Annotated in this window: 21 protein-coding genes; 6 read left to right on the top strand and 15 right to left on the bottom strand. The window is 64.0% G+C overall.

From position 1 onward, the window contains the following. From ACFVSI_RS04715 to ACFVSI_RS04675, 9 genes are all read right to left on the bottom strand, one after another. On the bottom strand, positions 1 to 851 hold an 851-nt coding region (locus tag ACFVSI_RS04715), incomplete at its 3' end, for a thiolase family protein (protein WP_387820207.1). Positions 852 to 950: 99 nt separating this feature from the next. Further along, on the bottom strand, positions 951 to 1,385 hold the full coding sequence (gene pcaC / locus ACFVSI_RS04710; RefSeq protein WP_387820205.1) for a 4-carboxymuconolactone decarboxylase: 435 nt from the start codon (positions 1,383 to 1,385) through the stop codon (positions 951 to 953). Further along, positions 1,382 to 2,185, bottom strand: a complete 804-nt coding sequence (locus tag ACFVSI_RS04705) for an alpha/beta fold hydrolase (protein WP_387820204.1) — start codon at positions 2,183 to 2,185, stop codon at positions 1,382 to 1,384. Before ACFVSI_RS04705 ends, pcaC begins: the two co-directional genes overlap by 4 nt. Next, on the bottom strand, positions 2,178 to 3,596 hold the full coding sequence (locus tag ACFVSI_RS04700; protein ID WP_387820203.1) for an adenylosuccinate lyase family protein: 1,419 nt from the start codon (positions 3,594 to 3,596) through the stop codon (positions 2,178 to 2,180). The genes ACFVSI_RS04705 and ACFVSI_RS04700 overlap by 8 nt, the downstream gene beginning before the upstream one ends. After that, entirely contained in the window at positions 3,593 to 4,192 is a 600-nt protein-coding gene (pcaG, locus tag ACFVSI_RS04695) for a protocatechuate 3,4-dioxygenase subunit alpha (protein WP_387820201.1), read from the bottom strand. Before pcaG ends, ACFVSI_RS04700 begins: the two co-directional genes overlap by 4 nt. A 4-nt stretch (positions 4,193 to 4,196) precedes the next feature. Beyond that, a complete protein-coding gene (pcaH, locus tag ACFVSI_RS04690; RefSeq protein ID WP_387820199.1) occupies positions 4,197 to 5,066 on the bottom strand; it encodes a protocatechuate 3,4-dioxygenase subunit beta in 870 nt (289 codons plus the stop codon). A gap of 41 nt (positions 5,067 to 5,107) precedes the next feature. Next, positions 5,108 to 6,979 (bottom strand): bifunctional sugar phosphate isomerase/epimerase/4-hydroxyphenylpyruvate dioxygenase family protein, encoded by a 1,872-nt coding sequence (locus ACFVSI_RS04685; RefSeq protein WP_387820197.1) that lies wholly within the window; start codon positions 6,977 to 6,979, stop codon positions 5,108 to 5,110. Continuing rightward, positions 6,979 to 7,896, bottom strand: a complete 918-nt coding sequence (locus ACFVSI_RS04680; protein WP_387820195.1) for a shikimate dehydrogenase — start codon at positions 7,894 to 7,896, stop codon at positions 6,979 to 6,981. Before ACFVSI_RS04680 ends, ACFVSI_RS04685 begins: the two co-directional genes overlap by 1 nt. Before the next feature lie 209 nt (positions 7,897 to 8,105). Then, entirely contained in the window at positions 8,106 to 8,876 is a 771-nt protein-coding gene (locus tag ACFVSI_RS04675) for an IclR family transcriptional regulator (protein ID WP_274258479.1), read from the bottom strand. Positions 8,877 to 9,077: 201 nt separating this feature from the next. Here ACFVSI_RS04675 and ACFVSI_RS04670 point away from each other — a divergent pair, with 201 nt between their 5' ends. Beyond that, a complete protein-coding gene (locus ACFVSI_RS04670; protein ID WP_387820194.1) occupies positions 9,078 to 10,400 on the top strand; it encodes an MFS transporter in 1,323 nt (440 codons plus the stop codon). Between the two features lie 151 nt (positions 10,401 to 10,551). On the opposite strand, the gene ACFVSI_RS04665 is transcribed toward ACFVSI_RS04670, so the two are convergent. Then, a complete protein-coding gene (locus ACFVSI_RS04665) occupies positions 10,552 to 13,275 on the bottom strand; it encodes an FG-GAP repeat domain-containing protein (protein ID WP_387820192.1) in 2,724 nt (907 codons plus the stop codon). A 234-nt stretch (positions 13,276 to 13,509) separates the two neighbouring features. On the opposite strand from ACFVSI_RS04665, the gene ACFVSI_RS04660 reads away from it, so the two are divergent. Beyond that, on the top strand, positions 13,510 to 13,746 hold the full coding sequence (locus tag ACFVSI_RS04660; protein ID WP_387820190.1) for a hypothetical protein: 237 nt from the start codon (positions 13,510 to 13,512) through the stop codon (positions 13,744 to 13,746). Positions 13,747 to 13,787: 41 nt separating this feature from the next. Here ACFVSI_RS04660 and ACFVSI_RS04655 read toward each other — a convergent pair whose 3' ends face one another. The 4 genes from ACFVSI_RS04655 to ACFVSI_RS04640 all read right to left on the bottom strand — a co-directional run bounded on the left by ACFVSI_RS04655 (position 13,788) and on the right by ACFVSI_RS04640 (position 18,073). Continuing rightward, on the bottom strand, positions 13,788 to 14,075 hold the full coding sequence (locus ACFVSI_RS04655; protein ID WP_159707990.1) for a MoaD/ThiS family protein: 288 nt from the start codon (positions 14,073 to 14,075) through the stop codon (positions 13,788 to 13,790). Between the two features lie 7 nt (positions 14,076 to 14,082). Then, on the bottom strand, positions 14,083 to 15,243 hold the full coding sequence (locus ACFVSI_RS04650; protein ID WP_387820188.1) for a WD40/YVTN/BNR-like repeat-containing protein: 1,161 nt from the start codon (positions 15,241 to 15,243) through the stop codon (positions 14,083 to 14,085). Positions 15,244 to 15,338: 95 nt separating this feature from the next. Continuing rightward, on the bottom strand, positions 15,339 to 16,568 hold the full coding sequence (locus tag ACFVSI_RS04645) for an amidohydrolase (RefSeq protein WP_387820186.1): 1,230 nt from the start codon (positions 16,566 to 16,568) through the stop codon (positions 15,339 to 15,341). Positions 16,569 to 16,615: 47 nt separating this feature from the next. Beyond that, positions 16,616 to 18,073: an MFS transporter gene (locus ACFVSI_RS04640; protein ID WP_387820184.1), complete on the bottom strand. Its 1,458-nt coding sequence runs from the start codon at positions 18,071 to 18,073 to the stop codon at positions 16,616 to 16,618. A gap of 102 nt (positions 18,074 to 18,175) precedes the next feature. Between ACFVSI_RS04640 and ACFVSI_RS04635 the strand changes: the two genes are divergently transcribed. The 4 genes from ACFVSI_RS04635 (at position 18,176) to ACFVSI_RS04620 (ending at position 22,420) form a co-directional block, all read left to right on the top strand. After that, positions 18,176 to 19,183: an Lrp/AsnC family transcriptional regulator gene (locus ACFVSI_RS04635; RefSeq protein WP_387820182.1), complete on the top strand. Its 1,008-nt coding sequence runs from the start codon at positions 18,176 to 18,178 to the stop codon at positions 19,181 to 19,183. Between the two features lie 33 nt (positions 19,184 to 19,216). Continuing rightward, positions 19,217 to 20,119, top strand: coding sequence for a LysR family transcriptional regulator (locus ACFVSI_RS04630; RefSeq protein WP_387820181.1), 903 nt, complete (start codon positions 19,217 to 19,219; stop codon positions 20,117 to 20,119). 107 nt (positions 20,120 to 20,226) lie between these two features. Further along, the gene (locus ACFVSI_RS04625; RefSeq protein WP_387820179.1) at positions 20,227 to 21,597 is read left to right on the top strand and encodes an L-serine ammonia-lyase; all 1,371 of its coding nucleotides are present in this window, start codon (positions 20,227 to 20,229) and stop codon (positions 21,595 to 21,597) included. 43 nt (positions 21,598 to 21,640) lie between these two features. Continuing rightward, on the top strand, positions 21,641 to 22,420 hold the full coding sequence (locus ACFVSI_RS04620; protein ID WP_387820177.1) for a LacI family DNA-binding transcriptional regulator: 780 nt from the start codon (positions 21,641 to 21,643) through the stop codon (positions 22,418 to 22,420). A gap of 16 nt (positions 22,421 to 22,436) precedes the next feature. On the opposite strand, the gene ACFVSI_RS04615 is transcribed toward ACFVSI_RS04620, so the two are convergent. Next, entirely contained in the window at positions 22,437 to 23,663 is a 1,227-nt protein-coding gene (locus ACFVSI_RS04615; RefSeq protein WP_387820175.1) for a multidrug effflux MFS transporter, read from the bottom strand. Between the last annotated feature and the right edge of the window lie 89 nt (positions 23,664 to 23,752).

Raw genomic sequence — 23,752 nt, 5'->3', positions numbered from 1 at the left:
CGTCCGGCGATGCGGGCCAACGGCTCCAACCCCAGAATCCCAGCAGCAGCCTCCGACCCGATCCACGCCGCAGAAGCACCGTCAGACAACGGCGAAGCGTTCCCGGCGGTGACCGTACCGCCGTCGGGCCCTGAACCCTCGGGACGGAACACCGTCTTCAACCCGGCAAGCTTCTCAGCCGACGAACCCGCACGGATTCCCTCATCACGGACCAGGTCCGTCCCCGGAACCGCCGTAACCAAAGAATCGTAGAAGCCTTCGTTCCACGCGGCGTCGGCCAGGTTGTGGGAGTCCGCGGCAAAAGCATCCTGACGCTCACGGGTGATCCCGTACTTCTCACGCAACCGCTCCGTGGCCTCGCCCAAGGAAATGGTCCAGTCCTTGTTCATCGCCGGGTTCACCAAGCGCCAACCGAGCGTGGTCGAAGCCAGGGTCATGTCACCGGCCGGGTAGGGCTTGGACGTCTTGGGCAGCACCCACGGCGCACGGGACATCGACTCCGCGCCACCCACCAGCACCACATCGGCGTCGCCGGCATTGATCTGGCGGGAAGCGATGATCGCCGCATCCAAGGACGAGCCACAGAGGCGGTTCACCGTGGTGCCCGGGATCGAGACCGGCAGGCCAGCCAACAGCGTCGCCATGCGGGCAACGTTGCGGTTCTCCTCGCCGGCGCCGTTCGCGTTGCCGAACACCACCTCGTCGATCCGCTCAACGTCCAAGCCGGGTGCGCGACGAACTGACTCCCGCACAACATGGGCCGCGAGGTCATCGGGACGGACAGCAGCAAGCCCGGAGCCGAACTTACCAAACGGCGTGCGCACGGCGTCGTACACAAATGCCTGGTTCATAAAATTTCCTTCGTTTCTTGATACCCAACTAGGGGACAGCAAACGTCGCTATGAGCCCTCATTGGGACAGGTGCTGTCCCCTAGTTGGGTGAGCGGGGGTTAGTTGGGTGAGTTGGCGTCGATTTCCGCGAAGACCTTTTGGGCCGTCTTGAACGCCGAGTTGGCCGACGGCACGCTGCAATAGATGGCGGTCTGAAGCAGGATTTCCTTGATCTCGTCCCTGCTCAGGCCGTTGTTGAGGGCAGCCCGGACATGCATGGCCAGCTCCTCCCAGTGACCGTGCGCCACCAGCGCAGTCAGCGTCACCGCAGAACGCATCTGCCGGCTCAGCCCCGGCCGCGTCCAGATTCCACCCCAGGCAATCCTGGTGATCATGTCCTGGTAGTCCTCGGTGAAGGAATCCTTCGCGGCGTTGGCCCGGTCCACATGCGCGTCGCCGAGCACTTCGCGGCGGACCACCATGCCGGCGTCGTAGATTTCCTGCGCGGTAGCCTCGGGCTGGACAGCCCCGTTCCGCTCTGAAGACAAGCTCACAGTCCGTTCTCCTTCATGAAGTTCCGCATCAAACCAGCCACGATCGCAGGCGCCTCGGCAGGCGCGAGGTGCCCCACGCCGTCGAGCGCTTCCGCCACGGCGTACGAACCGCCCGCCCGGACACCCGAGACAATTTCCTCAGCAACCGACGGCGGCGCAACGGTATCCTCGACGCCGGCAATCGCCTGGGTGGGAACGGTGATGCTGCCGAGCTGCTCGCGGACATCGAACGCGGCAAGGGCTTCGCAGCAGAATGAGTAGCTGAAGCGGTCGGCGTCGCGCAGAGCGTGCAGGAGCCGACTGCTGATTTCGGGCTGGCGGTCCATGAAGCCCTTGGCGAACCAGCGCTCAGCCGAGCCTTGGATCATCACCGGCGTGCCGAGCTTCCGCACTGTTTCCGCCCGCTCCAGCCAGCCTTCCGGGGTGCCGAGCTTCGCGCCGCTGCACTGCACAGACAGGCTGCGGAGGCGGTCGCCGTGTTTGATGCCGAGCTGCAGGCCGGTGGCCCCGCCCAGCGAAACGCCCGCGTAATGGAACCGCGCGCCCGGCGCAACGGAATCGACAAGATCGACGACGGCGTCAGCCAGTTCCGCGACATCGAAACCTTCCGTGGCGGCCGGCGAGATGCCGTGGCCGGGCAGGTCCCAGCCGATGACGTCGTACTCGTCGCCGAGGAGGGCCGCGGTTTCGGACCACAGCACGGTGGAAGTACCCAAAGACGGGCCCACCACCAGGAGCGGCTTGGCTCCGAGTTCGCGCTGCGGGGACAGCAGCACAGCCTTGACGGTTGGCTTAGCCACGATGGGCTCCCTTCGTTGAAGCGGTGTATTCGGGGTAGGCGGCGAGGATGCGGCGACTGATTTCCGCGGCCTCGCCAAGGTAGCTGGCGGGGTCCAGCAGGGCGTCAAGCGCGGCGTCGGTCAGCTTGTCCGTGGGGACGGCTTCCCGGAGGAGCTTGCGGTACGTGTCCGCCTGCCGGGTTGCCGGAGCTTGGAGCGTTTCGTCGACGACGGCCTGCAGCTTCTGCTTTCCGTCCTCGCCGAGGAGAGGTGCGACGGCGGCCGACACACCTTCGCTGAGGAGCAGCGGCCCCGAGATCTCAAGGTTCCGACGCATGGCTTCGGGGAACACACGGAGGCCGCCGCTTAGCTCGCGAAGTTGGCGGGCAGCACCCAGAGCCAACGCCAGCAGCCGACGCAAGGCGGGCCATTCCGTGTGCCAGGCACCATCGGGCCGCTCGTCGTTGAAGGTGCCGGCAGCCGAGTGGAGCTGGGATGCCAGGGCCGGCGCCTGAAGTGCCGCACTGCGGATCAGCACGGACAGCACGGGGTTCTGCTTCTGCGGCATGGCCGACGAAACCCCGCGTCCGGCTGCCAAAGGTTCCCCGAGTTCGCCAACTTCCGGGCGGCTCAGGAACACCAGGTCCGAGGCGATCTTGCCGAAAGCATCCAGCAGGGAAGCCAGGGAATCACCCAGGCCAGTGACGGCCAGGCGGTTGGTGTGCCAAGGTGCCGGAGCGGGGGTCAGGCCAAGCTTGAGGGCCAGCGCATCCGCCAGCATGAACGGCGTGGAGCCGGAGCCCGCAGTCAATTTGGACCCGGAGGCCAGCGTTCCACTGGCGCCGCCGAACTGCACCGGCAACTCAACTGACTCCAGACGAGTGGCCGCCGCAGCGACTCCCTGGAACCATTGCGCAGCCTTGAGCCCGAAGGTGTACGGAAGGGCATGCTGCGTCAGGCTCCTGCCCACGCACAGCGTGTCCGCATGCTGTTCCGCCAAGCTGGCGAGCGCCGTCGTCGTGCTCTTTACTTCAGTGAGCAACGCCGAAACGGTGCGGCTGGCCAACAGCATGAGGGCGGAGTCGAGAACGTCCTGGCTGGTGAGGGAGGTGTGGACGGCTTTGCCCGCGCCGATCCCGGTTGCATCCAGGCTGCGCACATGTGCGCGGAGTTCACCGAGCAGCGGGATCACCGGGTTGGCGCCGCCTTGGGCGCGTTCGGCGATGACGACGAGGTCGTAGTGACCGGGGTCGGCGGCTTCGGCCACCACAGCTGCCGAACCTTCGGGGGCCAGCCCGGCTTCCTCGAGGACGGCCGCCCAGGCGGCTTCGACGTCGAGGATCGCCGCGATCACGGCACGGTCGCCCGTCAGTGCGGTCACCGCAGGGGAGGCAGTAACGGGGCTGAGGAGGCCGAAGTCGCCGTCGGTCATGATGCTGCCGACTCCTCTGAGGCCAGATCCAGCGAACCGTCCTGCTGGAAGTCCAGGAACACGGTCTCGTCCTGACCCTGGAGGCGGATGTCCCAGGTGAGTCCGCCGTCGGGATCGCGGCGGGCGATCAGCGTTTTGCGGCGCTCGGGGTCTAGGGAGCTGAGCAAAGGATCGTTGGCCAGCGCTTCCTCGTTTTCGGGCAGGTACACGCGGGTGAAGAGGCGGTTCATGAGGCCACGGGCGAAGACTGCGATGGAGATGAACGGCGCCGCTCCAGCCTTAAGCGGTCCCGGGTTCACCGTGGTGAAGGTGTAGACGCCCGAGTTGCCAACGGCGCCACGGCCCCAGCCGGTGAAAGTGTAGCCATCGCGGACCAGGGAGCCGGTGCGCTGGACGATGTTGCCCCCAGAGTCCGGCTGCCAGATCTCAAGGATGGCGTCCGGGATGGTGTGGCCCGCGCCGTCGTACACCGTGCCCTGGAGGCGGATGCTGCCCGGGCTGCCCGGTGCCAGGAGCTCGTTGTCCTTGTTAAAGGGGAGGGCGTAGCCGTAGAAGGGTCCGACGGTCTGGCCCGGTGTGGGTGTCAGCTTGCTCATGTGCCTACTCCTCGTCCCCGGCGTCGCCGAATGCTTCGTTTTCGGTCCAGGTCCGCTTGGAACCGGTCAGGATGATGTCCCACTTGTAGCCGAGGGCCCATTCGGGGCTGGTCAGCTCGTGGTCGTACTGCGCCACCAGGCGGTCGCGGGCGTCCTGGTCCACGATCGACTGGTAGATGGGGTCCAGCGGGAAGAGCTGGTCGCCCGGGAAGTACATCTGGGTGACGATGCGCTGGGTGAACTCCGAGCCGAACATGGAGAAGTGGATGTGGGCCGGGCGCCAGGCGTTGAGGTGGTTCTTCCACGGGTACGCGCCGGGCTTGATGGTGGTGAAGGAGTAGGAGCCGTCGGCGCCCGTGATGCAGCGTCCGACGCCGGTGAAGTTGGGGTCGAGCGGGGCGGGGTGCTGGTCGCGCTTGTGGATGTAGCGGCCCGATGCGTTGGCCTGCCAGATTTCCACGAGCTGACCGGCGACCGGGCGACCGTCGCCATCAAGGACGCGGCCGGCAACGATGATGCGCTCACCCTGCGGCTCGCCGTTGTGCTGGATGGTCAGGTCTGATTCCAGTGCGTGCACGTCCTGGTGCCCGAATGCCGGCGAGTACAGCTCGATGGTTTCCGGGTCTGCGTGGTGCAGGCTCTTGGTGGGGTGGCGCAGGATGGAGCTGCGGTAGGGCGCGTAGTCCAGGCGCGGCATGGTTTCCGGTGCCCTGCCGTTCTTCAAGGCCTCGGCGTACCGGTCTCCGATGGACTTGATCTCAGCACTGAGGTCCGCCTGCGTTTCCACTTTCTTGGACTCATGCGCGGCGTGTGGCTCAGCTGGCGGCACGAGTTCCTCGGATTCGAGAGCTTGTGCGGTGTTGTCTTGCGGCACAACCGGCTCCTTTCTATGGATTCTTCTACTGGATGGGGCGGCTATGCCCGGTGGAGTGAGTCGTATTGGACGGCGTGGCGGACGGGTGCATTCGGGGCTCCGTAGCCGTCGTAGTTGCCGCGGCGCTCCACCATTTCGAAGAACACACTGCCCACTGTGGCGGTGTAGAAGTGGAGGAATTCGCCGTTGGCGTCCCGGTCATACAGGAGGTTGAGCTCCTGGAGAGTGGCCAGGAAGCCGGGTTCAAGATCAAACCGCGCATCCAGGTCCTCGTAGTAGTTGGCCGGAATCTGCAGGAACTCGAGGCCACGCTCCTGTGCTGACCGGGCTGTTGCCACGAGGTCGTCCACTGCGAACGCGATGTGTTCCTGGTACGTTTTGCGTGCTTTTTCGCCCTGCTGCACAGGTGCCAGATTCAGGACCAACCGAACCGCGCCGTTGCTGGTCTCCATGACCTGCGAGCGAACCAGGCCGCTGGGACTGGGAACCTCGGCGAACGGCTGCGGTTCCAGGGCCAGCGCGCTGGTGTAGAAGAGGACGGCCTCGTCGAAGTGCTGCCACGGCTGGGCCAGATTCACATGGTCGATGACGGCGTTCTGCTGTGCACGCGGGTGCTCCAGCCCTTCGCCGAATTCGTGGGTCCAAGCAGCCGTACCGTCCGGGTTTCCCTGGCAGAGGAAAATCTCGGTGGAGTCCGGCGCGGAAATGCCCTGGAACACTTCCTCGTCCGCCTGCACCTTGCGGGCGACCACGGGGGCCTTGAGCTGCTGGGCGCGGGCCGAGGCAATTACTGGAGAGTCGACGTCGAACCCCAAAGCGGCGATAGCCGGTTCCGTGTGCGAGGCCGCTTGCTCGTTGATGATCACGCGGGCCTGGCCCATGGTCCACAGCTGGACGTCCTTGGTGCGGTGCCGGCCTTCGAATTCGAAGCCGAGCTGCCCGAGGAGCTTCTCCAGCTGGGCCGTGTCGTCGGCCTTGACCTCGGCGAAGTTGAACCCGGCGGGCTCGTTCACCTTGGGCAGCGTGGCCAGTTCCATGGGATAACGACGGCGGGAGTTCTGTTGGGTCTCTGCCGTGCCTGCCGCCGGGCTGCTGGCCAGCCACTTGGCGCTCTGTTCTTCCAGCCAGATGAGTGAGCGCATGGCGTCCACGGCCGTCCGCTCCACGTCCGACTGGCGGAACACATCGTTGAAGACCTCCAGGGAGACGGGCCCGGTGTAGCCCGCACGGACCACGTGACCCATGAACTTGGCGAGCTCGAACTGGCCCTCCCCGGGGAAAACCCGGTAGTGGCGGCTCCAGGACAGCACATCCATGGAGAGCTTGGGGGCATCCGCTACCTGAACGAAGAAGATCTTCTCCGCGTTGATGTCCTCGATCGGTGCGGTGTCCCAGTCGCGGGAAAGGATGTGGAACGAGTCAAGGCACGTGCCCAGATTGGGGTGGCCCACCATCTCGACCAGGCGGTGGGCGTGCTCGTAGTCGTTGACGTACTTGCCCCAGGCCAAGGCCTCGTAGGCAACCTTGACCCCGTGGTCCCCCGCCAGTTGGGCAAGTTCGGCCAGCTGTTCCGCCCTCAGTTGGTCATCGTCGATGGTGGCCGTGGCCACGTTGGAGCAGACCAGGATGGCGTCCATGCCAAGGCGGGCCATCAGCTTGAACTTGGCCTCCGCCCGTTTGAGGTTTGCCTCCAGCAGGTCCGGAGTGACGCCGTCGAAATCCCGGAACGGCTGGTAAAGGTCCAGACCCAAGCCGAGGTCTGCGGCCATTTTGCGCACATCTTCAGGGCTGAGCGACGAGGTGACAAGGTCCTGTTCGAAGATCTCGATGCCGTCAAAGCCCGCGATGGCGCAGGCCTGCATCTTCTCCTTCAGGGTTCCGGACAGGCAGACGGTGGCGATTCCGGTACGCATTAGTGGGCCGCCTTAGCGAGGGGGCCGGCGGTGAGCGAGGCTGCAGCGTCTTCCAGGGCGATCAGTTCCAGGAAGTGCGTGCGCATCCGATCGCGGTCGGCGTCCCTTCCGGTGAAGAGTTTGAAGGCGTCGGCCGCCTGGCCAACCGCCATACGGCCGCCGTCGAGCACTGCGCAACCCTTGGCGCGCGCTTCGCGGACCAGTTGCGTCTCGATGGGGCGGTAGACGATGTCTGCTACCCAATGGCGGGTTTCCAGGAGTCCGATATCGAGCGGGAGGCCAGGGTGCGCGGCCATGCCGACCGGCGTGCAGTGCACCAGTCCGTCGGCAAGGGGCATCAGCTCCGGCAACTCGTCCAGGCCCCGCGGCGTGACGGTAGCGTCAGGGAAGAGACTTGAAAGTTCCGCTGCGCGTTCACTCGACCGGGCGGTGTCCATGTCAACGAGGTCCAGGGTCTTTACCCCGGCCTTGAGCAGCGCGTAGGCGACGGCGGAACCGGCACCTCCCGCACCCAACTGGACGACACGGTCCAGCTTGGCTCCGGGCAGACCGTCGGCGAGCGCCGAACCGAAGCCGGAAAAGTCTGTGTTGTGGCCGATGAAGCGGCCGTCCTGGATCAGGACCGTATTCACGGCACCCAGGCGGGCGGCGTCGTCGGAAATTTCGTCAAGGTGCCCCAGCACCAACTGCTTGCAGGGGTGCGTGATGTTGAGGCCGTTGAAGCCCATCCGCTGGGCTGCTGTGAGGAGATCCCCGACGGCGGTGGCCGGCAATGCGAGTTCCAGCAGGTCGATGGGGCGGTACAGCAAGCGAAGGCCCTGCACATCGGCCTCGCGTTCATGCATGGGCGGAGTGAGCGAGGGCATGACGCCTTCACCAATCAGGCCCACCAGAACGGATTCAGCTCGGTTGCTCATCCTCAAGCTCCTTTTACTTCAGTCCCGCGGGTCGGCGTTTCAGGGACGCTTCGCCCGCGGTGTTATCCAGATTACTACAGTTGTTCATACTCCGCACGCTTGTTCTTATCGCGAACATTTGACGCACACACCCCCGCCCCCTACCCAACTAGGGGACAGCAAACGCTCCAATGGGCGCTCATTGCGACACCTGCTGTCCCCTAGTTGGGTCAGCGCTGGGGCAGGCGGGCCGCGAGTTCAGCCGCGGCTTCCTGGAGCGTGGGCACGTGGGCGACGAGTTCCTCCATGGTCAGGCGGAACACCGGCACCGCCGTCGCTAGCGAGGCGAAGGCGTGACCCTGCGAGTTGAGGACCGGCACGGCGACGGCGCGCATGCCGATCTCGTTTTCCTCGTCCATCACGGCATACCCCTGGCGGCGGACCTGCTCGATTTCCTCCCGGAACTTGTCACGGTCCGTGATGGAGTGCTCGGTCAGAGCGTCGAGGGGAAGTTCCTCAAGGAGCCGCTTGCGCTCCAGCTCGGTTTCGAATGCCACGATCGCCTTGCCCACCGACGTTGTGTGCAAGGCACCAAGATGCCCGGGGTCACTGGTCACGCGGAAGGTCTTGGGGCCATCGACTTTGTTGACCGTCAGGTGATGGTCGCCGTCGCGGACCGAGAGAATGGTTGCCTCATGAGTGCGCTCCGTGACCCGCTGCAACACCGGAAGAGCCGTGGCAGCGAAGCCGTGGTGGTTGGAAACCCGCTGCCCGAGCTGGAAAACCCGCAAACCCAGGTGGTAGCGCCGGCCATCAGGCTCGTAATCCACGAAGCCATCGCGGGTCAAGGAACCCAATAGGCGATAGGTGGTACTGAATGGCAGGTTCGCACTGCGCGCAAGATCGGCCGCGCTTGCCCCTTTTGGCTCGTTGCCGAGCAGCACCAACAGGCTCAGGGCTTTGCCGACCATGTCGGTCTTTGTGTCCTCTTTCACACTCATGCTTCGATGCTCTCACATAGTGAGAGCTATTTCTAGATGGTGGCGACAAGTATTGACAAGTGACCCCTCTCACAGCCACTATTGCTGTATTGCACAAGTAACTCTCACCATGTGGTTACTTTCGGAGAAGGCCAGCCGCACCTCGCTCGCCACTCCCTCCAGCTTCACCCGCGACACCGTTGTCACAGAAGGAACCCTCCCATGAGCCAAACAATGCCGTCAGCGACGCCCGGCACTGCATCAACAACGGGTACTCCCAAGAAAGCCGCCCTGGCCAGCTTCCTTGGCAGCGCCGTTGAGTACTACGACTTCTTCATCTTCGGATCCGCCGCAGCGCTGATCTTCCCGCACGTCTTCTTCCCGGACGCAGACGCCAACGCAGCCATCATGTCGTTCGCGACCTTCGGCTTTGCCTACGTCGCACGTCCGGTGGGAGCAATCATCCTGGGCCACTTCGGTGACCGGATCGGGCGCCAAAAGGTCCTCATGTTCACTCTGGTCCTCATGGGTGCAGCCACGTTCGTCATCGGCTGCCTGCCGGACTTCAAGACCATCGGCTGGTGGGCTCCCGTCCTGCTGGTCCTCGCCCGCCTGGCGCAAGGCCTCTCCGCTGCCGGCGAGCAGGCCGGTGCATCCTCGATGACGCTGGAGCACGCTCCGGACAATCGCCGCTCCTTCTTCACCTCCTGGACGCTCACCGGCACCCAAGGCGGTCAGATCTTGGCCGCGCTTGTCTTCATTCCGGTGGTGGCACTCCCCGACGAGATCAAGTACGGCATCGGCTGGCGTATCCCGTTCTGGCTGAGCGCAGTGGTGGTCATGGTTGCCTACTTCATCCGCCGTACCCTGCACGAGCCGCCGGCATTCGCCGAAGCCAAGAAGAACAACCAGATCGCCAAGCTCCCCATCGCCGACCTCCTGAAGCTGCACTGGCGCGACGTTCTCCGCGTTGTCTGCTGTGCCTTCATCGCTGCCGTCAGTACCGTCTTCGGCACCCTGGCCATCAAATACGCCCAGGACGTCGCCCACGTCAACAGCACCATCACCCTGTGGCTGGTAGTTGCGGCCAACGTTGTGGCCCTGGGCACCCAGCCCCTGTTCGGCATGCTCGCGGACAGGATCGGCCGCAAGCCCGTCTTCATCTACGGTGCCGTGGCCAGCGCCATCATGACGCCGGTGTTCCTGCTGACCTTGGAAGGCGGCAACGTGCCGCTGATGTTCCTGGTCTCGGTAGTGTTCTTCTCCTTCGGCTACGCAGCAGCCAACGCCGTCTGGCCTTCCTTCTACGGTGAAATGTTCAGCACCAAGGTCCGCTTCTCAGGTTTGGCCATCGGCACGCAGCTGGGCTTCCTGATGGCAGGCTTCGCGCCGGCCATCGTCACGGCAATGGGTGGAACGAAGGCTGGAGGCTGGGTCCAGATCTCCATCTTCAGCGGAGTGATCTGCGTGATCGCGGCTATCTCTGCCCTGACCGCACGCGAATCAGCCAAGATCCCGACGGCAGAGCTCGGCCTGCACAAGTAGGCCTGCGCCTCACCTGGAGGAGCGCTCCTTCCCGGTTCCTGGGAGCGCACACCCTACTGGTGCACACTGGTGACGACAAACGGAAAGCCCGGCATGTTCCCCGACATGCCGGGCTTTTCGCTGCCCGCAGATTCACCCGGTCGGTAGCTGCCTACCGGGGATCCAGCACCACGGACTGGAAACTTCCCTGGCCCGTTCCCGTGTACAGGAGGAGCACCCCGTTGCCTGCAACACCCACCACCGACGGATTACCCGTTCCGGTGAAAGCATTGCCCAAAGCCGCGAACGAGCTGAGGGTGTTCCATCCGCTTCCCAGGGCCACCCGTGCCAGGAAGCCACCACTGCCGTTGCCCGGGTAGAGCCACAACGTCCCGTCTGTTCCCCGGGCCATGATGTCCTCCCGGCCGTCGCCATTGAAGTCCCCGCCCTGGACAACGGAATCAAATACGTCCCAGCCCGTGCCGATCTGCTTCCACGGAAGGAAACCGCCCGAACCGTTACCCGGATAGATCCACAAACTGCCATTGGCCGCCCGGGCCACGAGGTCGGCTTTCCCGTCACCGTTGAAGTCCCCCGGGGCCAGCAACTCATTGAAACCCTGCCAGCCCACACCGATCTGCTTCCGCGGCAGGAACTGGCCGTGGCCGTCAGTCGGATACATCCACAGCACCCCGTCGGCTGTCCTCGCCACAAGATCCGGGTGACCATCGCCGTCGAAATCTCCGGCACTGAGCACCGTGTTGAAGGCATTCCAGCCCGTTCCGACCAGGACGCGAGGCCGGAAGCTGCCCGAACCGTTGCCCGGATAAAGCCACAACGCCCCATCGGCGCCACGGGCCAGAATGTCCGCGACAGCATCGCCGTCGAAATCCCCTGCTTCCCATACCTGGCTGAACTGGTTCCAGCCGGCGCCGATGGCCAGGCGGTCGGCAAAGCCGGAGCCGTTGCCTGGGTAGAGGCGCATGGTTCCGGTCGACGTCACTGTCAGGACGTCGGATTTCTTGTCGCCCGTGAAGTCTTGTCCGCTGACGATGTCGCCCACCGTGTTCCAACCGCTTCCGAGTGTGGTGCGAGGCACGAAGCCGCCCCAACCGTTGCCGGGGTACTGGTAGAGGGTGCCGTCGCTTGTCCGCGCAAGGAGCCCGAAGGAGCCATCGGACGTGATGCTGGTGAAGCCGTTCCACCCCGAGCCGATCTGCGACCATGCACGGAAGCCGCCCTGGCCATCGCCCGGGTACAGCCAGAGGCTGCCATCGGACTTGGTCGCCATGACGTCGAGGCGCGCATCGCCGTCGAAATCGCCGACGGCGATGATCTTCGTGAAGCCCTGCCAGCCGGATCCGATTTGCCGTTTGGCGAGGAAACCACCGTTGCCGTCGCCCGGGTACAGCCACAGGACGCCGTCGTTGGTGCGCGCCAAAATGTCGCTTCGTCCGTCTCCATCGAAGTCCGAAAATCCGGTGATGGCATCGAAGATGTTCCATCCGGAGCCCACTTGGCGGGGGTTGTCGAGCCTGTTGCCCGGCAAACCGGAATACAGCATCAAGGAGCCGTCGGGTTCACGGGAGAGGACGTCGGTGAGCCCGTCGCCGTCGAAGTCGCCCGCCGAAAAACGGATCTTGGCTGTGAGCCGTGCGTCGGCAGTAATGGTGATGGTGGCCGCCGTCGACGACACCGCATTAATGGTCACCTGGGTGCCGGTGTAGGTGGTGAAGGTGCTGCCCGCCTGCCACGCGTGGTTGCTGGCGTACCAAGGCTCCGGAAACGGCTTGGTCGACGGCATCAGGATCAAGGAAGAAGCAATGGTGGCGCCGCCGCGCTGGGCAATTTTGACCCCCATATTGCCCGGCTTGCCGGCAGTGCCAAGGTAATTGTCGTAGCCGGCCGGTTCCCGCAGCTCCAGGTAATAGACCTCTTTGCTGACGGGATCGGTGAATTTGACCGCGCGCTGCGCTTCGGTGCCGCCCCACGGCTTGAGTGTGTAACTCTTCGAGCCTGTCGCGACCCCCGCATCACGGATCTCATCGCCCCGGCCAAGTCCCGCGTAGTCCCAAAACGTGGAGCTGACAACGGGCAAGGAATACTGGGCGGCACCCATGATGTCGGTGGTGTCACCGTACTCACGGATATAGCAGGACGGATCCGTGAATTGGCCATTGCTGTTGACCCCGACGTCGGACACCCCGCTGCCGCACTGAAGCGCATCCGCGTGCATCAAGCCGATGACGTGCCCGAATTCGTGGGCCATCACGTTGTTGGTGAAGTTGCTGACCTGCGGCAGGAGCACGCGACCGCTGTAACTGCCGCTGCTGTAGCCTGCGCCAAGCGCGTTGCCCGACAACGTGGATGTCGGAATGAAGATGACCAACGCCGTGTACGGGCTGGCTGACCAGTTCAGCTCGCTCGTGATGGTGGAGATGATGGTGCTGTAACTGTCTGTGGAACGCGCCTTCGATTGGTGCCCGGCAACTTCACTGGTCACTGTCATGGACAGCTTGCTGGCTGTCATGGCTTTCCAGTAGTTGCTGGTGGACACTACAGCTTTTTCGGCGTCCGTCATGGAAACCGGATTGGTATTGTCCGCCAGCTTCGCAGTCACCAACCGGACGCTGATATTGCCGCCTGGACCGGCTGCGGCGGCCCCGTCACGGAGCAGGGAGTCGACGCCGGCCTGCCCTTTGGTGGGTTGCTTGGTTTCCGGGAGGGGCGTCTCGAAAACGTGCTCCGAGTGCGGGGTGCCCTCGACGAACTGGACGTTCGGATTATCGGGCCCGGGAAGGGGCACAGCTGTCGCCGGGGCTTGGACAAAAAACAAGCCGGCGGCAAAGACCGCCAAGCCTGTGGACAGCGCTACGGATCGCTGCATTACACCCATTGAATCTCCTGGGAGGACGGAGCCTGTGGTCGCTGGGCTCTCAACAACCGAGATCAGGCTACAGCCGTACGCGCGCTGGCCTGCGGAAACACGCGACACCGCACCCATCGAAGAAACTCAAGCATCCCGGAATGCTAACCGGACCCTAACCACGCCGAAATACCGTGGCAACATTGCCCCGCCACACTGGAATAGCCGGCAAGTGCAGGCACCAGCTCCAGCCAGGAGGACACCATGTTGAAGGAAGTCACCACTCACAGCACACGAATACGCGCGATCAGCCAGCTCCACCGCGGAGACGAAATCGAAGCCCGACTGTCAGTAGGACCCGCCTACGACGACGTGGTGATACGTCGCGGCCGCGTCCAGGAAACGGCCCCGGGCATCGGCGTCGTCTGGATCATGGACTACGCCTCGGGGATGAGAAAAGCCATCAATACCGACGAATGCACTGTGTGGCGCGTCGCCTGAAGCAGGATTTCCCTGGATCACGGCTGGACGCCCGCCACCCCTCAGCCGCCGGCTACGGACTGGACAATCAAAACCTCCTGGCCCGCTGCAACCTCCGTATCAAGACCTTTCAAACGCCGGACCTCGTCGCCGTTCACGTAAATATTCACGAAGCGGCGGAGCGCTCCGGTTTCATCACGCAAACGCCTGGCCAGCACCGGATAATCTCCGGTCACCGAGTCCAACAACTGTCCAACGGTCACAGCACCGTCGGCGGACGCAGTCAGATAGGACTGTCCGCCGACGAGCGGCTGCAGGACACCAGGCAACAGGACCGTAAAGTCAGCCACAACGGGCCTAACCAGGTACCGGGGCGCTGGCTGCTGCCGGCTCTGCGGTCGCGCTTCCGCTAACACTGCCACTCACGACGGCGGCGCGCACGCAGAGCACGTCAGGCAAGTGGGAGGCCACTTCAGTAAAGGTCCCGCCCTCGTCGGCGCTGGCGTACACGGAACCGCCGCGGGTACCGAAGTACACCCCGACGGGTTCGGCGGTGTCAACGGATGCAGCGTCCCGAAGAACGGCGTTGTATTCGTGATCCGGGAGTCCCGTGTGCAGTTCCTTCCACGTATTTCCGGCATCGTCTGTCCGGTGGACACTGAGTTTGCTGCCTGGTGGGATGCGTTCACCGTCAGCCTTCAACGGCACCACCCAAGCGGTCCCTTCCCGCCGGGGATGGGTGAGCATGACGAATCCGAAATCGGCAGGCAGCCCCTCCGCGATGGAGTCCCAGTTTTCACCGTTATCGTCAGTCCGGTACACGCCATGATGGTTTTGCGCGTACAAACGGCCTTCGACTGCGGCATCGGCGGCGATCTTGTGGACGCACTGGCCGAACTCCGGGTTGGGATCGGGCATGAAGTAGGCAGAGATACCCTTGTTGCGGGGCTCCCAGGAGGTCCCGCCGTCGAGCGATCTGTAGACGCCACCTGTGCTCATGGCGACGTGGACCTTCTCGCCGGAAGGATCCACCACGATCGAGTGCGCAGCCGCGCCGCCGTAGCCGGCACCCCACTCTCTGCGGTGGGGGTGGTCCCACAATCCGCGGTTCAACTCGAAGTGCTCGCCGCCGTCGGTCGATTTCCAGACAGAAATTGGTTCGCAGCCTGCCCAAACCACGCCGGGACGGGACTCGGCGTCGGGGTGAATCTGCCAGACCCGTTCCAGGGCGGCATCAGTGCCGTCAGGGAATTTGATGGCGCCTTGCTCGGGCTCGGTCCACGTCGCACCGAGGTCGTCTGAGTGTGCCACGGTGGGTCCCCAGTGCTCTGACCGTACCCCCACCATGATCCGTGTTTTGCCGCCCCGTGTATCTATCCCGATGCTGGGTATTTCGCTCATCAGGAAGTGCGGGCCGGAGAGGGACCAGTCTTTTCGGTCCGGGCTGGTTGCCAGCCACAGGCCTTTCTTGGTCCCGATCGCCAGGACATAACTTTCTGCGATAGCCATGAAACCCATCGAACCATCGCCGGGTGGGCAGGGCAATGGGTTTTGTGGCGTATGTGGAAAGCATCCGCGGCACCGCCATCCGGTGCCGCGGATGCAGCAGGCTCCTACGCCTCCAGCGTCACAGTCGTCGCACCCGGTTCGCGGGCGGCCTGCAGTTCCAACAGTTCAGCGCGCAGCTGTGGATCCAATGCAGCGTCCAGCACCGTCAAGGCAATCACCGTGGCGCCATCCACTACGGCGTCGTCGGCTTCGGGCGTGATGGCATCGGCCGTGAAGTCCGGATGGTGCGGGACGGCGGTGCTGTTGCGGACCACCACCATGCCGTGAACGGACGGGAGCACCTGGGAAACATTGCCCATGTCCGAGGATCCGCCGCCGAAGACGGGCGTGTGGTCCACGGGCCGTCCAATGCCTTCCATGTTGGCGTCCCACAGACCGCCCAGTCCGGAGTGGGTGTCGATCGGAGCATAGGGGTGTTCGGTCTGGCGGTGCGTCCAGGTGCATCCGGTGGCGATCGCCGCGCCTTCGAAGCATGCGAGAACCCGGCGCTTGAGGTCCCGCCACACGTCAACATCCCCTGCACGCACTTCCACCTGGACCGTGGAGTCTCCGGCAATGACGTTGGTTGCCCCGCCTCCGTGCGAAATGAAGGCATTGGTATTCGCGTTTTCCGGAAGGTGCTGACGGAGGACGGCCAGGTTCATCAATGCCAGGCTTGCGGCGGCACCTGCGTTGATGGCTTTGTCCGGGGCGCCGGCGGCGTGGGCTTCGCTTCCTTTGTAGTTCACCTCGAACCGCTCCACAGCGGCCATGGTGAACGCTGTGGCACTGCGCTCCGTCCCGGTCATGCCATGCACCATCAGCGAAAAGGCGGCGTCCTCCCACGCACCGGCCTGCAGGAGGGAGACCTTGCCCCCACCGTGCTCTTCGGCTGGGGTACCCAGGACCTTGATACGCAGCCCGGCGGCATCGGCCACGGGCTTGAGCGCCAAGGCTGCTCCGACGCCCGCCGCCGCGATGATGTTGTGTCCGCAGGCGTGACCTACCTCAGGAAGGGCGTCGTATTCGGCGCAGATCACTACGGTCAGCTCGCCGGCACCGTACGTGGCCTCGACCGCCGTCGGAATTCCGTAAGCGCATTCGGTGACGTCGAAACCGCCGTCCCGCAGAACAGCGGCCACGGCCGCCGCAGACTCGTGTTCCTCCCAGGAGATCTCGGCCAGTGAGTGCACTTTGTGGCTGAGTTCCAGGATGGCGGGTACGACGGCGGACGCGGCCTCGCGTACGGCGTCGCGCAAGGTTTCCTTGGACGTGATGTCGATGGATATGGTCATGGTTTTTCCTTCTTTGGTGATCGGTGGGGTTCAGAAGCTGGGGGTGTTCACTGGACTGGTTCGAGTGCGGCGTCGGCCACGGGATCCTCGCGGTCCTGGGCGGGTGTTTCCGGCGCCGCTTTTGCCTGTCGGATGAAAAGCACCACCACCGCGAAGACGACACAGAGGCCCGCGCAAATCCACCAGACCGCGTGGAAGGAGGACTGCGTGGAAACGCGGGATCCCGATGCCGCAGGGGTGGACAGGGCGGACATCAACAGGGCAAAGAGGGCACCGGCCACTCCACCTGCCGCGGTTCGGGCCGTGTTGTAGAGGCCGGAAGCAATGCCCACGGAGTCGGAGGCCGCACGCTGCACCACCAAGGTGGGAAGGGTTCCGCTGACCACGCCTGTGCCGAGGCCGGCCACTACCAGCCACACCGTGAAAGTGACCAGGGTGCCGGGTGCCAGGATCATGAGCACGTAGGCCACAGCTCCGAGGAAGCCGCCGAGGGCAACCGTCCGTGTGCCGCCCAGGATGCGGGATACCCGGTCCGCGAACGTTGCTCCAAGGAAGGCCGCCAGCGCCATGATGCTGAGCAGGACTCCCGCAGCCGACGCAGCAGCACCGAAACCGAATCCCAGTGTCGCGGGGTCCGAACGGAGGTAGACGGAAATGGGTGCCTGCGCGCCAAACAATTGGCCACCGAACAAGAAGGCAACCAGGATGGGCAGGCCGATGCCTCCTCGAAGCAGCATGCTGAGGTCCACCAGCGGGTGCTCCACCCGGCGGGCGGAGACTGCCCAGGCCACGAGGAGGACACCGCCCACCAGCATTGATGCACCAACGGCCAGCGGAGGCCACGTGGCCAGGTTGGACGCCCCACCGAGGACCGCCACCAAGCCACCGCCCAGCAGGACAGCCCCAAGGTAATCCACCTTTCCCTTGCTGCGGATCGGGGATTCCTTGACGAAGACTGCGATCCCCGGGATGCACAGGGCCATGAAGATTGCGGGGAGCAACAGGGTCAAGGAGAGGCTGCCGACGGCGTCCAGGACAATACCGGACAGGAGACCGCCGATCGTGGCGCCGAGGGTAAGCGCCGCGACGAGCCTGCCGATGCTCCGGCCGGAACGCGCGGAGTCGCGTTGGTGGACGATGGCAAATTCAAGAGGCAGGAAGACGGCAAGGGGAGCCTGGATGGCCCTGCCTACCAGGAACAGTTCGTAGTTCGGCGCGAAAGCAACCAGGACGGACGCCGCCGCAACGATTGCGGTGGCGATCATGAGGACGCGTTTGTGGCCGTGGATGTCACCAAGCTTGGACAGGAGGGGGACGACCAGGACCGTCGCCAGCAAGTAGGCGGCGCTGATCCAGTTGAGCGAGGCTGCCGAGACACCATGGTGTTCGCCGATCGAGGAAAACAAGGGACTCAACCAGCCCTGCAGGATGCCGCTGCCAAGCTCCATAACGACCAGGAAGCCAACGGCTCCGGCAGCTGTGGATTTCTGCGCAGTTGTACGCATGTGCGCTCCGATGTGATGAGAAGTGAACGGGATCACACCATGATCAAAGCGCCATGTTTCTATTAGATGAAATTGAAGCTTTCCATGGATTATCTTGCTCCTATGCAGGAAAACGTGCTGGATCCCCTTGAGGAGCGGATCATCCATGCTTTGCAGATCGAGGGCCGGGCATCTTGGGCCGAGCTCGCATCCCTCCTTGGCGCGGATGCCGTGACGCTTTCCCGACGCTGGGAATCCCTCCGCGAACGGGGACTGGCCTGGGTCACCGGGATTTTCACCGAAGGAGCCAGCGCCTTGGTGGATATCACCTGCATGCCCCAGCACACTGCGAAAGTGGCACAGGAGCTCACCAAAATCCCTGCCGTCATGACGCTCGACCATACTTCGGGCGGACGGGACCTGCTGGCCACCGTGCTCGCAGAGAACCCACTGGCGATCTGGGATGTGGTGACCAACCGGATCGGTGCCCTTGATGGCGTCCGGAACACGCAGACACATCTGGTCACCGAAATGATCATGGAAGCATCGGCGTGGAGGTTGCGTGCGCTCACGCCAGCAGAAGCCGCCAAGGTGGCCAAGCCCAAGGCGCCCCGGCCCAGGGCTCCCCGGACTGTCCATCCCGACGTCGAACACGCCCTCCGGCACTGTCTGCTGGAAGACGGGCGCCGACCCGTAAGCCGCATCGCCGCCGAACACGGGCTCAGCGAACAACGGGTTGCGGACGGGCTGGCCAGGATGCGGGCAGACGGGCGGCTGCGACTACGCACAGACGTGGCCCGCAGCGTCACCGGCTGGCCCGTCTACGCTTGGTACTTTGTGCGCACTGCGGCCAAGCACATCCAGCAAATGCGGGGGCTCATGGCCCAAATTCCCGAGGCCCGGACAGCCCTTGCCGTCGCCAGCCAGTACAACCTCGTGGTGGCGGTCTGGCTGCGCGAAATGACCGACGTCGTGCGCTTTGAGGCGGCGCTTGAAGCTGCCGTTCCGAGCGCACGGATTGTCGACCGGAGCGTCGTGTTCCGGATGAGCAAGCATTTGGGCCACGTCATCGACGACCAAGGGCGGGCGACGCTGGGATTCGTCCACCCCTTCTCCCCCAACGGATCGTGAGGTTAAGTAGAGCTAAACCGAAGGGAGTAGCCCGTGCTGGACATCCGCCGCCTGCATATCCTGAAGACCCTTGAGCTTGAGGGCACCATGACAGCAGCTGCTGCCAAGCTTCACATGACCACCTCTGCCGTCAGCCAGCAGTTGGCGGTGTTGGAAAGGGAGGCCGGGTTGGCTCTGCTGGTGCGGACCGGCCGGAAGGTCCGGCTGACCGAAGCGGGTGTGTTGCTGGTGGAGCATTTCGCCCGCATCGCCTCTGAGGTTGAAGCCGCTGAAGCCACCTTGAAAAAGTTCCAGACCGACGTCCGCGGACGATTGGCCATCAGCGCCTTCCCGAGCTTCTGCAGCACAGTCCTTCCATCGGCGGTCATGTCCCTCCAAGCCGCCTACCCCGGGCTGGACCTTACGGTCTCGGATCTCGAACCATTCGAGAGCGTGGCCCAACTCCGGGCCGGAAACATTGATATTGCGGTGGTCGACGACCTCCACGAGATCCAGGACGAGGGCCTGGTGAAAACTGTCCTGGCACGGGATGAGATCATTTTGGTCCTCCCCCGCGACCGTGCCGCGCCGGAGCCCGGTACCCCCGTGAAGCTCCCCGGCTACGCCAATGAAAGCTGGCTCCTGGACCAGGAAGGCAGCGTCTTTGAACAGTTCGTCCTCCAGACCTGCCGTGAGGCGGGCTTCACTCCCAAGGTCATCGCCCATTGCCGGAACCTGATGGCCACCTTGGGCTTGGTCCGCGGCGGGCTGGGGGTTGCCCTGATGAGCGAACTCAATCTTGGCCGGGAAACGGAGGACCTCCTGGTGCGCCGCGTTGATCCCAGCTGCGGCCGCAACATCATCGTCCTTTACCGTGCCGCGAGCCAGGCCTCGCCGGCCATTGCCGCCGTCCTCGAGGAACTCAGGATAGCCACCAACGCGCGGCCGACGGCGTAATCGTTAAGCCCAACTTGAAGGTCACTTCACTTATTTCCGATGGACGCGAGCGCCGACGGCCCCCACAGTTGAAAGGGAACCCGCCCCCTGCTCCCCTGGAGGATCCCATGGCCCTGAGCGCCCTCGACCTGTTTTCCATCGGCATCGGCCCGTCGTCGTCCCACACGGTGGGTCCCATGCGCGCGGCCCACACCTTCGTCCAGGGACTGGAGCAGGAGGGAAAGCTCGACGCCGTTGATCGCGTTTACGCCGGGCTGTTTGGTTCGTTGGGGGCTACTGGAAGGGGACACGGATCGGACAAGGCCGTGATCCTTGGCTTCATGGGTGAGCTCCCGGAGACCGTGGACCCCATGGCTGCCGATGGCATGGTTGCCGAGGCTACGGAGGCAAAAAAGATCTTCTTGGACGGGCGCCGGATGGTCTCTTTCAACCGTGCAAAAGACGTGGTGCTGCATATGCGCCAATCGCTTCCCGCCCACCCCAATGGAATGCGCTTCCAGGCCTTCGACGGGGAAGGAAACCTCCTCTCCGAGCGCGTGTTCTACTCCGTGGGCGGCGGTTTCGTGGTGGATGAGGACGCCGTGGGAAAGACGGAGCAGGACACTGTCAGCCTGCGCTACCCCTTCAGCAATGCCGAAGAGCTGCTGGCCCACTGCGACCGCGAGGGCTTGTCCATCAGCGACATCATGCTCGCTAACGAGAACGCCTGGCGCAGCGAAGAGGACACCCGGGCTGAACTGCTCCGCATTTGGGAGACGATGAAGGAGTGCGTCTCGCGCGGCTGCAGCCGTACGGAAGAGCACCTGCCCGGCAACCTGATGGTCCGCCGTCGTGCTCCCCGCCTGTATGCCGACCTGCAAACCAAAGACGACGCGAACGATCCTTTGCGCGCCGTGGACTGGGTGAATCTGTTCGCGTTGGCCGTGAACGAAGAGAACGCCACGGGCGGGCGCGTTGTCACCGCACCCACCAACGGTGCTGCCGGAATCATCCCCGCGGTCCTTCACTACTACATGAAGTTCACGCCGGGTGCCTCTGAAGAGCAGGTCATCCGGTTCCTGTTGACGGCGGCGGCCATCGGCGTCCTCTTCAAGACGAACGCCTCGATCTCGGGTGCGGAGGTCGGCTGCCAGGGTGAGGTCGGGTCCGCGTGCTCCATGGCCGCCGGGGCACTGTGCGAAATCCTGGGCGGAACACCGCAGCAGGTTGAAAACGCCGCCGAAATCGGGATCGAGCACAACCTCGGCCTGACGTGCGACCCTGTGGGTGGGCTGGTCCAGATCCCCTGCATCGAACGCAACGCCATGGCAAGCAACAAGGCCATCAACGCCGCACGGATCAGCCTTCGCGGAGACGGAATCCATCACGTCTCGTTGGACACCGCCATCAAAACCATGCGGGAGACCGGCGCTGACATGAAGAGCAAGTACAAGGAAACCTCCCGCGGCGGCCTGGCGGTCAACGTCATCGCGTGCTGAGGCAGCCCGGCGACGACACCAACGAACTGGCTATGCTGGTGTCATGCGTAAAAGCAGCGAAATTGCCTCGATCCCGGCCCCTGCCGCCATGCTGCTGGTCCGTGATTTCGTAAATACGGTCGAATGGCAAGAAGATGCGGACAGCTGGTCCAGCCCCCAAGACCTTGAGCGCTGGTATTCGGAACGTGCAGACATAGCCGTCCGGACGCAGACTGAGGACGATCTTGCGCAGGCCCGGCGCTTGAGGGAAGGTCTGCGGAATGTGCTGCTGCAGCACGCAGGTCATGAGCCGGTCAAAGGTGCCGCTACGGAGCTTAATGTCGCCCTGGCGCAGATTTCACTTCGTTTTCGCGTCGGCGACGGCGGTGAGCTGACTATCGGCGGAGACGACGACCTGGTAGACCCCCTGGGCTACGTCCTCTCCGCTGTGGACTCGTGCCGCGTTGGAGGGACGTGGGAACGGCTGAAGGTCTGCGCCCGCGACTCATGCAGATGGGCCTACTGGGACGAGTCCCGTAACGGGTCCGGCCGTTGGTGCTCCATGGCATGGTGCGGCAACTACGCCAAAATGCGGACGCGCAGCGGCAAGCCCCTCGCTGCGGACGAACTGTCTCCCGAGAGAGGTGAATACCGTCCGGCCCGCCTTCTCGATGTGGCTGCCAAAGCCGGCGTTTCAATGAAGACCGTCTCCAACGTCATCAACGCAACCGGCAACGTCGCCCAGGCTACCCGGCTGAAAGTTGAGGACGCGATCCGCGAACTCAATTACTCTCCGAACCCTGCCGCGCGGGCACTTAGAAAAGGGGTCCGCCAGGGCGCTTGATTCGCCCCTGCAACGATCAAGGAATCTTGTCTTCCGCGGCCGAAGACACCTGATCCGGCCGCAAGCGCCCGGCGGAAATGTCATGACGATGTCTCACGATGAAGAAAGCCGTAGCCAGGACAAGCAGCGATGAGGTCCCCAGGAGAGTCGCACCGAGTGGTGTTGTTCCGGACACTCCAATGATGCCGGGAATGGGAGATATCAATGCTGCGGCCGTGAACGTCGTGAAGCCGTATGCGGACGTTGCAGTCCCCGCCTGATCGCCCTGCTTCGCAAGGGCAATTGTTGCTGCGCAAGGAAAAATGCCGCCACAAGCTGCGACGAAAAGCCACAGTGACGCCAGGGTCGCGGGAAGTCCCAATGGGCCCAGAATAAGCAGGGCAAGAGCGGCGGAGACGGCGGCACTGACGGAGAGCATCAGTACCCGGCTTGTTCCGAACCGCTTCACCATACGGCTGGCTAGCCGTACCCCAATGAACAGACCGAGGGTCGTGCAGAAAAAGAACCCGGCGAACGCGGCCGCCGATAGGCCGTACACCCCGCGGAGCAGAAGTGGCGCACACGCAACGTAGGTATAGACGCCGGCATAGGTCCCGACACCAAGCAACAAACCATGGAGAAAGGACCGGTCCCGCAGCACTCGGCGGAGCCGGCTCCCCGAGGCTCCACGGGAATGCGTATGCGACTGCGGGAAGACGAGCGCCACCGCGACAGTGAGTATCGCGGCGACGACCGCGAGGACGAAGAACAAGCCACGCCAACCCACGACGGGCATGAGCATTGCGCCGAGCACGGGTGCTACAAGGGGTGCGCCAGTGGTCAGGAGGGTGATGCGTGAGAGTAAGGTAACGAAGGCTTCGCCGGAGGAAAGATCCCGCACGATCGCCAACACCAGTACGGCACAGCCGCCAGCACTGACGCCCTGCAGGAATCGGAAAACAACCATTGCCATCAGGTTCGGGGAGACGGCGCAGCCCATCGAAGCCACGGTGTAGATCGCCGCCGCCAGAAGCAGCGGCCCGCGACGGCCTACTCTGTCACTCCATGCACCAGCCACTGCCTGTCCTGCGGCGAGCCCGCCCGTCATGGCCGCAAGGGTGAACTGCACAGCGGCATCGTCCAGGTCCAACGACGCCTTCAGCTCAGGAAACCCGGGAAGGTACAGATCGATCGACAGAGGGCCGAGCGCGTCGAGCAAGCCCAGAATGACCACCAGCAAACGGAAATTGATTCGGTCTCGCATTTTGTTCCCATCCCACCGGCACTGAAAGGAGTAGTGGCAGGTTCAGATTACACCGGCAAAACGCTTACGCTGGTGTAACGGGGATAAAT

This window comes from Paenarthrobacter sp. NPDC057981 (assembly GCF_042886835.1).
In the GTDB taxonomy this organism is placed as follows: domain Bacteria; phylum Actinomycetota; class Actinomycetes; order Actinomycetales; family Micrococcaceae; genus Arthrobacter.
This window is presented reverse-complemented; position numbering and strand designations above follow the sequence as displayed.

What these genes read in the sequence shown, in the direction of transcription:
- ACFVSI_RS04700 (WP_387820203.1), bottom strand. Translation starts at nt 3,596, where the DNA reads ATGACCGACGGCGACTTCGGCCTCCTCAGCCCCGTTACTGCCTCCCCT.
- pcaG (WP_387820201.1), bottom strand. Translation starts at nt 4,192, where the DNA reads ATGAGCAAGCTGACACCCACACCGGGCCAGACCGTCGGACCCTTCTAC.
- ACFVSI_RS04685 (WP_387820197.1), bottom strand. Translation starts at nt 6,979, where the DNA reads ATGCGTACCGGAATCGCCACCGTCTGCCTGTCCGGAACCCTGAAGGAG.
- ACFVSI_RS04680 (WP_387820195.1), bottom strand. Translation starts at nt 7,896, where the DNA reads ATGAGCAACCGAGCTGAATCCGTTCTGGTGGGCCTGATTGGTGAAGGC.
- ACFVSI_RS04675 (WP_274258479.1), bottom strand. Translation starts at nt 8,876, where the DNA reads ATGAGTGTGAAAGAGGACACAAAGACCGACATGGTCGGCAAAGCCCTG.
- ACFVSI_RS04670 (WP_387820194.1), top strand. Translation starts at nt 9,078, where the DNA reads ATGAGCCAAACAATGCCGTCAGCGACGCCCGGCACTGCATCAACAACG.
- ACFVSI_RS04665 (WP_387820192.1), bottom strand. Translation starts at nt 13,275, where the DNA reads ATGGGTGTAATGCAGCGATCCGTAGCGCTGTCCACAGGCTTGGCGGTC.
- ACFVSI_RS04660 (WP_387820190.1), top strand. Translation starts at nt 13,510, where the DNA reads ATGTTGAAGGAAGTCACCACTCACAGCACACGAATACGCGCGATCAGC.
- ACFVSI_RS04650 (WP_387820188.1), bottom strand. Translation starts at nt 15,243, where the DNA reads ATGGGTTTCATGGCTATCGCAGAAAGTTATGTCCTGGCGATCGGGACC.
- ACFVSI_RS04645 (WP_387820186.1), bottom strand. Translation starts at nt 16,568, where the DNA reads ATGACCATATCCATCGACATCACGTCCAAGGAAACCTTGCGCGACGCC.
- ACFVSI_RS04640 (WP_387820184.1), bottom strand. Translation starts at nt 18,073, where the DNA reads ATGCGTACAACTGCGCAGAAATCCACAGCTGCCGGAGCCGTTGGCTTC.
- ACFVSI_RS04635 (WP_387820182.1), top strand. Translation starts at nt 18,176, where the DNA reads ATGCAGGAAAACGTGCTGGATCCCCTTGAGGAGCGGATCATCCATGCT.
- ACFVSI_RS04625 (WP_387820179.1), top strand. Translation starts at nt 20,227, where the DNA reads ATGGCCCTGAGCGCCCTCGACCTGTTTTCCATCGGCATCGGCCCGTCG.
- ACFVSI_RS04620 (WP_387820177.1), top strand. Translation starts at nt 21,641, where the DNA reads ATGCGTAAAAGCAGCGAAATTGCCTCGATCCCGGCCCCTGCCGCCATG.
- ACFVSI_RS04615 (WP_387820175.1), bottom strand. Translation starts at nt 23,663, where the DNA reads ATGCGAGACCGAATCAATTTCCGTTTGCTGGTGGTCATTCTGGGCTTG.